Annotated in this window: 10 protein-coding genes and 1 pseudogene; 8 read left to right on the forward strand and 3 right to left on the reverse strand. The window is 66.1% G+C overall.

The genetic code is table 11. From position 1 onward, the window contains the following. The 5 genes and pseudogenes from ON40_RS54040 to mdlC all read left to right on the forward strand — a co-directional run. Positions 1 to 307, forward strand: a 307-nt coding sequence (locus ON40_RS54040; protein WP_218008906.1) for a hypothetical protein, incomplete at its 5' end; no start/stop codon positions are given. Positions 308 to 1,494: 1,187 nt separating this feature from the next. Then, on the forward strand, positions 1,495 to 1,629 hold the full coding sequence (locus tag ON40_RS55880; protein ID WP_308418321.1) for a hypothetical protein: 135 nt from the start codon (positions 1,495 to 1,497) through the stop codon (positions 1,627 to 1,629). 12 nt (positions 1,630 to 1,641) lie between these two features. Further along, positions 1,642 to 1,797, forward strand: a pseudogene (locus tag ON40_RS56270) (homogentisate 1,2-dioxygenase domain-containing protein); the annotation flags it as partial. A 389-nt stretch (positions 1,798 to 2,186) separates the two neighbouring features. Continuing rightward, complete coding sequence (locus ON40_RS50415) at positions 2,187 to 2,387, forward strand: hypothetical protein (protein ID WP_051194022.1); 201 nt, start codon at positions 2,187 to 2,189, stop codon at positions 2,385 to 2,387. Between the two features lie 675 nt (positions 2,388 to 3,062). Beyond that, the gene (mdlC, locus tag ON40_RS34820; protein ID WP_040829523.1) at positions 3,063 to 4,640 is read left to right on the forward strand and encodes a benzoylformate decarboxylase; all 1,578 of its coding nucleotides are present in this window, start codon (positions 3,063 to 3,065) and stop codon (positions 4,638 to 4,640) included. 149 nt (positions 4,641 to 4,789) lie between these two features. On the opposite strand, the gene ON40_RS34825 is transcribed toward mdlC, so the two are convergent. Further along, positions 4,790 to 5,563: an IclR family transcriptional regulator gene (locus ON40_RS34825; protein WP_040829524.1), complete on the reverse strand. Its 774-nt coding sequence runs from the start codon at positions 5,561 to 5,563 to the stop codon at positions 4,790 to 4,792. Between the two features lie 394 nt (positions 5,564 to 5,957). Between ON40_RS34825 and ON40_RS34830 the strand changes: the two genes are divergently transcribed. Further along, positions 5,958 to 7,013: a LacI family DNA-binding transcriptional regulator gene (locus ON40_RS34830; RefSeq protein ID WP_040829527.1), complete on the forward strand. Its 1,056-nt coding sequence runs from the start codon at positions 5,958 to 5,960 to the stop codon at positions 7,011 to 7,013. Positions 7,014 to 7,138: 125 nt separating this feature from the next. Here the strand turns inward: ON40_RS34830 and ON40_RS34835 are convergent, their stop codons facing one another. Further along, entirely contained in the window at positions 7,139 to 7,807 is a 669-nt protein-coding gene (locus ON40_RS34835) for an MspA family porin (protein WP_040829525.1), read from the reverse strand. 60 nt (positions 7,808 to 7,867) lie between these two features. After that, positions 7,868 to 8,554 (reverse strand): MspA family porin, encoded by a 687-nt coding sequence (locus tag ON40_RS34840; RefSeq protein WP_040829528.1) that lies wholly within the window; start codon positions 8,552 to 8,554, stop codon positions 7,868 to 7,870. Between the two features lie 250 nt (positions 8,555 to 8,804). Here ON40_RS34840 and ON40_RS34845 point away from each other — a divergent pair, with 250 nt between their 5' ends. Both ON40_RS34845 and ON40_RS34850 read left to right on the forward strand, forming a co-directional pair. Continuing rightward, on the forward strand, positions 8,805 to 9,731 hold the full coding sequence (locus ON40_RS34845) for a fumarylacetoacetate hydrolase family protein (protein ID WP_051194024.1): 927 nt from the start codon (positions 8,805 to 8,807) through the stop codon (positions 9,729 to 9,731). 128 nt (positions 9,732 to 9,859) lie between these two features. Next, complete coding sequence (locus tag ON40_RS34850; protein ID WP_040829526.1) at positions 9,860 to 10,276, forward strand: hemophore-related protein; 417 nt, start codon at positions 9,860 to 9,862, stop codon at positions 10,274 to 10,276. Positions 10,277 to 10,437: the final 161 nt, after the last annotated feature.

The raw sequence follows: 10,437 nt of genomic DNA on the forward strand, positions 1-10,437 counted from the left end.
ATCCTTCACACCATCTCGGTCCGCCAACATGACATCTGAAAACGCTCCCGGAGTTGCCCTTCAGCATCGAACCATGGAGATCCTCAACTACTTCGGCAACTGCCCGAATTGTGGCTACACCGCACAAGCAACCCTGCGGATCACCACTTTCGCCGACAGCTCGACTACTGCTGAGCCGATCGGATTCTGCGGGCTGCCCTGCGGGTGGACCGCACCCGTCACGATCACCACGATGACCGACTCAGCAGATCGCCTTCACACCATCCGCCCGGGCTTCAGTCCCCAGCGGAACAGGTCAGGTGGCTGACAACCGGTGCGAAGCCGGTTTGCTTCTCGGTCTCTGTGAGCTATCGGCGATTCATGCCAGATGTTCGGGCGCGCGAAGGCCGACCTTCAGAAAGCGAATCCTACTTATCTCACAAGGGTCGGAATTCGATGGCTCGGATACCCTGCGCACCAGTTGATCCGATCCTTCGGTCTGATCGCGGTGACTCCTTAGCGAATCCGTGGGCTTTGGAGTCCTCTCAACAGGCGGCGGCACCGTGACCAGACCCCCTTGCCGGGGCACGCTGCCGGCTGGTCGCTTCGCCCCGTCGAAGGTTCGTTCCGGCGACTTCTGTACTGACCCTGGGATTTCGATCCCTCATCAGAGGCCCGATGCGCCGGGACGAACCACCCCCGAACATATCGTGCGCGAACACCACCGCCCCGATATCGCCACCGACCCGGTACAGGGCAACGCGCTGGACGGGACACTCGACCCGCCCGCGCGACACGAGGACCTCGGATTGTGAACTCGGGGCGGCGCAGACCGTAAGATTCCGCACGGCGAGCCACGCCGCACCACGAAGCGCCGACGCCGACCCGGTGCAGCGAAACGTCCCCGATGGATCCCGCCGAAACCCGTACGAGAGAGACGAACTCCCCGTTCCACGACTACCGGAGTGCGGGGCGTGGGGCCGTACCGTTGGAGGATGTCGTGGTTCGCCATGCCGACCTCCAATCCCGCACCAGGCTCCTCGCCCACCCTGCCCAGGTTTCCCACGCCGAAGCGCGCTGCTGCAGGTGTTTGCTGACGCCGCCCAGGGCAATGCATAACCATCCGTAGCTGCACTTCACATCACACACACCGAGGTGGCTCGTGGCGGAGCTCAGGTCTCGGGTTCGTCATCTTTTATCGCCTCGATGACAGCGGCGGTGATGCGATCGCGGTCCGGCGGACTGAGGGTTCTTCGGCAGCGAGTTCGGCTGCAGTCATATCCTTCTTCGCCTTTCTGCGCTTGGTGTGCGTCAGCCATGTCGGGTTCACAATGCTGACGATCACACCGCCCAGCTCGATAGGGTCGAAGTGGGCTGCCGGGCGATCTTCGCTGTTGCGGGCATCGATCTCAGCTTCGACGTCGTCGATGACCTCCCGTCCAGGGGCTGCGCAGCGCACCGCTGCCCGACGCCGTGGCCGACCCGAACCGCTGTACAGAAGTTCGCCGCGCAGCTGTGGGCCGCGGACCACGACCACTCCCCCTGGATGTCGTTGCCTGGCAGGGCAAGCGCGCGGTCTACAAGTACGATATGGCCCGCTCCAACATCATGGGCGCGGACACCTATGACCAGCCGGATCCCTCGATCTAGACGGTACTCACCTCGCGTCGGCCCCCGGGCCAGGCCAACGCCGACTTCGTGATCTTCGCGCCGCGCTGGCTCGTCGGTCAGGACACCTTCCGGCCGCCCTGGTACCACCGCAACGCGATACCCGAATTCATGGGCATTGTCCACCGCGTGTATGCGGCTAAGGCCGAGGGCCTCCTCGGCGAGTCTGCACAACATGTGGTCCGCGCACGGCTCGGACGCGGACACCTGCGCCAAGGTGAGCACCCAGGATCTGACACCCCCAGAAGATCACTGCCACACTGGCTTTGCGCTGGCCGCTGGCCTCTGGCCGTCACCGACTTCGACCGCACCGCTGCCCACCTGTGGCCTGGCCACCACTCCGTCTGGCAGGCGTGCACCGGGCCTCATCGGATAATTCCGGCCCAGCCCACCCTCACACCCGCAGCCGTTGATCCCGACCGGAGCTGCCGCTGTGCTACCAGGTCGCACAGCATCTGCGCACCACGATTCAGCCGCAGGCCCGGCGATCCGGACCGCCTACCCCCGAGGATGACTTCGCCGCCCACTACGGCATCAGCGTGGTCACCATGCGCCAGGCTCGCGAGGTGCCCGAGGAGGAGGGCATCATCGTGCGCCGCCGCCGACAGGGCATTTTCGTCACGGTCAAGGCCTCGGCGTCGCGTCAGCCGCTGACTGTGTTCGGTTCGGTGGATGCCGTTGTAGCCCAGCAGTCCCCGCTGGGGTGGAGGTGGTCGTCCGAGAGGAGGTTGCGGTGCTGACCGAGTGATGTATTTCGGGCGGCTGCGCAGCGAGCAACAGCGAACCCATCAGCTGCGCGAACAACAGGATTCTGCCCGAGCACGCGGCTGCGATCGATGACGAGGACCTGCGCACCGCTCCGATAACGCAGGCATTGCGCAGCGGGCCGGGGTGCACATCGGCCGGATCGAGAACGACGTCGAGGCCAGGCTCGCCGCCCCCGAGCAGGCTGGGCTGCTCGGAGTCGCGCTAACTGCGCCCGATCCTGCTGTGCGCCTTCGTCGCCCACGACGAATCCGATTGCGTGGTCGACACGGCACACATTCACTACCGCGGTGACCGGTTCAAGTATTCGGTCATCATCCGGGCGGAATACTGCCCCGCGCGGTCCGATGCCATCGGCGTTCCGGACCGATTCGAATTGCCCGATTTCCGATATTCCGGTCATTGGATGGAACGGCTCTGGCCACCGCGCCGGCGGTGCGGCGATGCTGGGACGGCCCGCTTCGGCGGCCGGTAGAACCCAGCCGAGACACCCTTCCGGCAATACCACCCGGCCATCGGCAGGACCGCGGGCACAGTGGGTCCGCCGGGGCTGCTCTCACCGTGCTCCGGCGTACCCCTGTATTTGCCGAATGTCTCCAGACCACAACGGATTCGGCCGACATTCGAATCGAGTCCAAGGAGTACAGTCCATGCCGACCACGCGCCGAATCGCTCACGAATTCCTCGAGCGTCATGGCCTGACCACAATTTTCGGCAATCCCGGCTCCAACGAACTGCCGTTCCTGGCCGAATTACCCGACACGTTCCGCTATGTGCTGGGCTTGCACGAGGGTGCGGTGATCGGCATGGCCGACGGCTACGCGCAGGCGACCGGACGACCGGTGCTGGTGAATCTGCATGCCGCGGCCGGATCGGGAAATGCGATGGGCGCGTTGACCAATGCCGTGTACTCACGCACGCCGCTGCTGATCACCGCCGGCCAGCAGGTGCGCTCGGCGATCGGGCTCGAAGCGATGCTCGCCAACGTCGAACCGACCCAGCTGATGCGCCCGCTGGTCGGCTGGGCCGGTGAACCGGCCTGCGCCGCAGACGTTCCCCGCTCGCTGGCCCAGGCGCTGTTCGAGGCGCAATTGCAGCGCCGTCCCACTTATCTGTCAGTGCCCTATGACGATTGGACCGTCGAGCTCGACGCCGACGCCGCAACAGTGCTGGACCGCAAGGTCCGACTCGGGCGCAACCCCGCGGACGCCGAACTGACCGGCCTGGTCGATGCGCTGGCCGGAGCCCGCAATCCGGTGCTCGTGCTGGGCGGCGATATCGACGCGGCCGGGCTGTTCGAGCGGTCGGTGCATCTGGCCGAGCATCTTGACCTGCCGGTCTGGGTCGCGCCGTCACCGCACCGGCTACCGTTCCCGAACCGCCACAGGCTCTTTCGTGGCGTGCTGCCCGCCGGTATCGCCGCGGTGTCCGAGGCCCTGGCCGGACACGATCTCATCCTCGTACTCGGTGCGCCGGTATTCCGGTATCACCAGCATCTGCCGGGCGCCTACCTCCCCGCGGGAGCGCGGCTGGTTCAGGTCACCGACGACGCGGCGGCCGCAGCACGTGCGCCGATGGGCGACGCGCTGGTCGCGGACCCGGCACCGGTCATGGCCGCGCTGCTGGACCGGATACCCGCCCGCGGTGCCGCGTGCCAGGCATACCTGCCCGCACCCGATCCCGTGACCGCCACCGAGACAGTGCACCCCGAACAGGTCTTCGCCGCGTTGCGCGAGACCCAGCCCGAGGACACCTGCTATGTCGTGGAGTCGACGTCGACCAATTCGGCCTGGTGGCGGCAGATGGACCTGCGACGGCCCGCATCGTACTTCTGGCCCGCCGCTGGAGGTCTGGGCTTCGGCCTGCCCGCGACGGTCGGGGTCGGCCTGGCGTGGCCGGACCGACCGGTGGTCGGCGTGATCGGCGACGGCGCCGCCAATTACGGCATCACCGCCCTGTGGACCGCAGCACATTACCGGATCCCGGTCACGTTCGTGATCCTGCGCAACGGCGTGTACGGGGCGCTGCGGTGGTTCACCGAACTCCTGGGTACCACCGACGTGCCCGGCACCGAAATTGCCGGGCTGGATTTCGCCGCACTCGCCGCAGGATACGGCGTGCCCGCAACCGCCGTCACCGGACTGGAGGAACTGCGCGCGCAGCTGAAGTCCACGGCGGGCGGCCCGCGGCTTATCCAGGTCGATACCGCAGCAACCGCACCCGAATGAGTCCGGGAGGCTTCACCGTCACCCTGGCGAGGTCACCCCGAATAGACTGAAATTTACTGTGCCCCAGTGCGATCGACCGATTCCGGCTGACCGCGTGCGGGAATCACCGGTCGAGGCACTCGGGAATGACGGCCCGACATCTGCCTCGATTACTGCGCCTGCCGGGCGACAATACGCGCGATACCGGACAGCGATCGCGATATGCCCAGCCCAGAAGCGATGACCGCGGGGACCAGCGTGCGGGCGTTCGAATCGTTCGGCACGATGACCGACAGCGCCGCCACCACCTGATCGTCGCGGTCGCGGATCGGCGCGGCCACCGAGACCGCCTCCACGTTGATGTATCCGGCGCAGAAGGCATAGCCGCGATGCCGGATATCGCTGAGCAGCAATCGAAGCCGACGCGGATCGGTCACGGTGTGCGGGGTGAACGCACGCATACGCAGCCCCAGCACGCCGTCCTGCAGCCCCGGCGGCGAATGCGCCAGCATCACCAGTCCCGGCGCGGCGGCATACACCGGCAGCCGTCCTCCGAAGCGGCTCATATTGCGGACTGCGCCGGGCGCGGACAGCCGCTCGACGATGAGCACCTCGTGATGTTGCAGCACACTGAGCTGCACGTGGTGGCCTACCGCGTCGTGCAGGTCCTCCAGGTACGGCATGGCGGCCTCCCGCAGGCCCAGGGTAGGCGACGCGCGCACTGCCAGCTCCCACATCCGCACCCCCGTCCGGAGCTGACGCCCGTCGCGCCGCAGCCAGCCGTAGCTCACCAGCTCGCTCACCAGCCGTGAGGTCGTCGCCACCGGCAGATCGGCGCGGCGAGCGAGCTCGCTGACGGTGATCGCGGGGGTGTCCGGGCCGAAGGCCTCGAAGATGCGCACCACTCGGGACAGCACGGATTCGCCGTTGGATGACCGTGCCATGCTCGGCGCGCCCTACTCGACGCCGGACAGGTTCGGGCGCCGTCGCACAGGCGACCGTCCGGATGATGTCCACTTCTCCGTCATATCGGATCATCCTTTCAGTGATACATACCAGGTCCATGAAGCAAACTACCTACTTGGTAGGCTTGTCAACCCTCTTGGTACGTCACATACCGGCGGCCAGCAGCGCGAACGGTGAAACTACTCATTGAGTGGAAAGCGTCTGGTGGCCGCGGATTTGCCTCGAGCATGCTGTCCATGCCCGGTCGCAAGCCCGCCCGGGCGACGCGGCGGAGGGTAGGCCGCCACGTCGCATTTTTCTGCGAGGAGTTCCCCATGCTGCGAAAAGGTATGGCGTTCGCCGGTTCCGATGCGTCCGGATATCCAGGCCGCCATGGTTAGCCCGCGCCGCCCCGTCACCATTTATGATGTCGCCGACGCGGCGGGAGTCGCGACATCCACTGTGTCCCGGGCATTTTCACGGCCCGGACGAGTCAGCGCCGAGACCGCCGCCCGGGTGCGCGCCGCGGCGGCCGAGCTCGGCTACCGCACCGAGGCGGCGCATCGCGCGATGCCGTCGGGCGGCACCGGCACGATCGCTGTGGTCGTTTCGAATATCGCCAATCCCTACTACTTCCGGCTGATCGAGAGCATCCAGTCGGCCGCGCAGGCCGCCGGGGTCACCACGGCGGTGTTCGACGCTCAGGAGTCCGGGGAGATCGAGCGAGATCTGCTGAACCGGCTGCTGCCGATCGCCGACGGCGTCGTAGTGTCCGGCTCCCGTATCTCGGATCGAGCCATGCGCACCGTGGCGGAGAAGATGCCGGTTGTGGTCCTGAATCGGCCGGTGCAGGGTTTGTCCTGCCTGGTCCCGGATATCTCCGTCGGGGTGCGGGCCACCCTCGCACATCTGCGTCAGCTAGGCCACCGCATGATCACCTACGTCGGTGGACCAGCTGCGGCGTGGTCGGACGGCCATCGCTGGCGGACGATCCTGGACAACGGATCCCGGCTCGGGATGAAGGTCAACCGGATCGGACCGTATCCGCCGACGATCGCCGGCGGCAGGAGCGCGGCGCGCAAGATCCTGCACTACCCGCCGACCGCGGTGCTCACCTTCAATGATCTGCTCGCCATGGGTGTCATTCGCGGCTTGGATGCGGCCGGAGTCGGGGTGCCCGGCGATATCAGTGTGGTCGGCGTCGGCGATATCTTCGGGGCAGATTTCCATGCGCCACCACTCACGACCGTAGCTGCGCCGCTGCGCGCGGTCGGCGCAGCCGCCTTCGCGGAGCTGAGCCGGCTCATGCGCGGCGCACCGCCTTCGCGCAATGCGGCCTTCGGGCTCGAGGCCCAGCTGATCATCCGCGGCTCCACTGGACCGAGTGGTGCGCATCGGCGTACCGGCGATGCCCTCGCCGGCACGCCGCTGTGCAAATTCCCGGCGTGAGGCGCATGGACCGGAACCGGACGCGCCGACGCCCAGCCCCGACCCGCGGCAACGGCCGATGAGGGAAAGCCGTTGCCGCGGAGCATAATCCGGCCGCAAATCATTCAGTGGTGGCGAGCCACAGTTCAGCCGAGACTGAAGGCCGGACCCCAGACAGCGATCTGCCCGACGGCCGTATCGGTCTGGACGCGGACCTTCATGAACGGGCGAGCCTGCGCGTATCCGGCACAACCGTTCAGGGCGATGGTGGTATTGATCCAGCTCATACCGGCGTCATTGGTGTGGAAGAAGTAATTGAACGGATAGTTGGCGTCGGCGCCGAACGGATCCGCTCGTTCGACGTCGAGCAGGCTGAACGACTGCTCCTGCCCCGGACCGAGGCTCAACGTCGCAGTTGTGCCGGTACTGGCGGTGACAGAATTCGAGGAGAAACTGTCGGTGGCACTCGCGGTACCGCCCGCCCCGCCGCCGCTGATATTGATCTGGCAGCCGACGATATAGCCGGGCAGGTACCACCCGTCGATGAGCTTGCCGTTGGTGGCGTGCATCGTGGCTCGCGCGGAGACCCAGGCGTTGCGGTGCAGCGGTGTGCTGCCCATCGACGGGCTGAGGTTGGCACTGTCGTTCGTCAGGCTCAGCGTGACGACGGTGCCGTCCGTGAGCGTCTGCGTCACTGTGCTGTTGGCCAAGGGAATGAAGGTGTCCGCATCGGCGGCCCCAGTGGACAGCAGGCCGATCGCGGTGGTGGCGGCGGCGGTCAAGCAGGCCGCCCGGAAATACTTATGAATAGTCATCTGTGGGTCCTGGATATTCGGCTCGTGTTCGGCGGGAGGGATGTCGAGCGAAGCGAAGCATCATCCGATGCCGAACGGCTGCCCGTAGAGCGTGGTCCGGGAATAGAAATCGCCGGTGATGTCGACATTCGTGTACGCACGGGCCTGCGCGTAACCGCCGCAGCCCTGTATGGAAATCTCGACGTCTTTATAGACGATCGAATAGGTGCCCGGATGCAGAATGTCCTTGTAGGACAACTCCACGAATGTCACCTGGCCGGGACCGAGCTGCAGACTGATCGAACCATTCGCCCCGGCCTGAGTGGTGGACAGGCTGACGCCGGCACCCGCGGAAATCGCCGAGGTGCCGATGCTGACCTGGCAGCCGACGATATAGCCGGTATTCAGCTGCGACGATCCGTGCACCGAGGAATTGTTGCTGCCCGGGGTATTCGCGGGCGGGATGATGAACGGCCCGGTGTGCGGCACCGTGGGCGTCGCGGTGACCTGGGCGGTCACCGTGCCGCTGACCATGGCGTCCCGCCCCGCGCCGTTGTCCGACATCGACGGGAAGAGCAACGCGGACTCACCGAAACGATCGAGCTTCACCCCGTCGCCGACCTGTTCGCCGTTCGGCAGCGGCACGAAGGTGTCCGCACTGGCGGCACCGGTCGACAGCAGCCCGATGGCGGCGATCACGGCGACGGCGACACTGGCGGTACGCACGCCGAGTTGCACCGGATGGGCACAGAATGCTCCTGTACACATTGGGTCGTTCTTCATCTGAAACCTGATTCTGGAGAAGAGATTCGCCACGCCGAAACGGAATGCCAGGGGAAGATCCATTGCCGTTCGATGCGTGTCCTGGATCACAATGTCCTCGACGAGTATTCGGCACCGACGAACAAGTTCGCAACAAGTTGCCCCGAGTTGCCGCGAATCAGTTAACACCGAAGACTTTCCATTCAGCGATACGGCTATTGCCAACGAATATCGCTGTTTTCGTACACTTCGCACCGTGCGAATCTCCACGGTTTCTCCAGCGCCCGGCCTGGCCACAATCCTGCTCGAAAACACTCCGGCACTTGCGATCTGGGCAGATGGATTCGTCCTGCCGCTCGCCGAAGCCGCCCGCCGCCACGGCGCCGGCGCCCCGCCCAGCTGCATCCGCGCCGCCCTCACGGACTGGGATCGCTGGTGCGATCTCCTCGAATACGCAAGGAACGACGGCGTCGGCGATACCGGATGGCTGGCCGAGACTGCGGTCGACTTCCTGCCCGCGATCACCGATCCACCCACGATCTACTGCGCCGCGACCAACTATCACGACCACATCCGGGAAATGCGCAGCACGAAAACCTTTGCCGCACCCCGTACTCCGATGTACTTCCTGGTACCACCCGCTTCGCTGGCCGGGCATCGCGGTGCCACGGCCCGCCCGGACGGGTGCGAGCGGCTCGACTGGGAGGTCGAGCTCGCGGTGATCATCGGGCGCGAGGCCGACCGCATCCCCGCAGCGCAGGCGCATCGGGTCATCGCCGGATACACCGTCGCGAACGACCTCTCGCTCCGCGATTTCGCTCACCGCGACGACACTCCTTTCTTCCCCGACCGGCTCGCCATGAAGAGTTACGCCGGCTGCACACCCCTGGGCCCGGCGATCGTCCCGGCCGAGTGCGTTCCCGACCCGATGAACCTGGAGTTGGCCCTGTCGGTCAATGGCGAACGACGGCAGGGGTCCACGACCGCGAATATGGTCTTCTCGATTGCCGAGCAGATCGAATATCTGTCCCGGATCGTTCCTCTGCGGGCGGGCGATGTCATTCTCACCGGCACACCGGCGGGCACAGCCGCCGCCTGGGACGGGGCCTATCTTTCCCCCGGCGACACCGTCGTGGCCGAAATCCGGGGCGTGGGCAGGCTCGAAACCCGTATCTCCCACTGAATGGATATTTACCGAATCATATTCCAGCGGTCCTGGATTCGCGCCTACCGTGCATTCGGAACCACGAATTCTCCGGCCAGCACCCGGCTTGCGCCGCCAACGTTCCGATCTCGACCCGAGAGGCCCCGATGAAACACCCGTTCGCCCTCATCCTCGCCGCCGGAACCACCGGCCTGGCCGCACTCGCCATCGCCCTGCCGGGCGTCGCGGCGGCCTATCCGACACCCGGCGGAGGTTCAGCGCCCGGCATCCCCACTGACCCCTACGCCTGCGGTGGCGACGCCGTCCGCCGGGCCCAGGCAGGTGCGGATCCTCAGGTCTTGTCGTATCTGTCGGTCCACCCGGATCTCGAGGCCGAACTCGAGCGCCTGAACAAACTGCCCGAGGGCCAGCGTGACGCGGATTGGCAGTCGTACAGCCGATCCCACCCCCAGGAGGCCGCGGACTACCGCGATGCCCTCGCGCCGATCCACGACTTCCATCAGCTGTGCGATAACAACCACCAGCTCAATCGGCCATCCGATATGGGCGTTCCGGGTTACTGATCCGAACGGGAGATCCGCACGCTTGACCACACCCCCTGCCCGCCGTCACGCCGGGCGGGGGGTGTTTCTCGAGCACCTGAGGCCGGGATCCACCGGGGCACAGCGCATCCAGCGGATTCCGGCCTCGCGGACATCGAGCCGGCGCATCTTCCGCTTAGCGC

Source organism: Nocardia jiangxiensis NBRC 101359 (assembly GCF_000308615.1).
Classification (GTDB): domain Bacteria; phylum Actinomycetota; class Actinomycetes; order Mycobacteriales; family Mycobacteriaceae; genus Nocardia; species Nocardia jiangxiensis.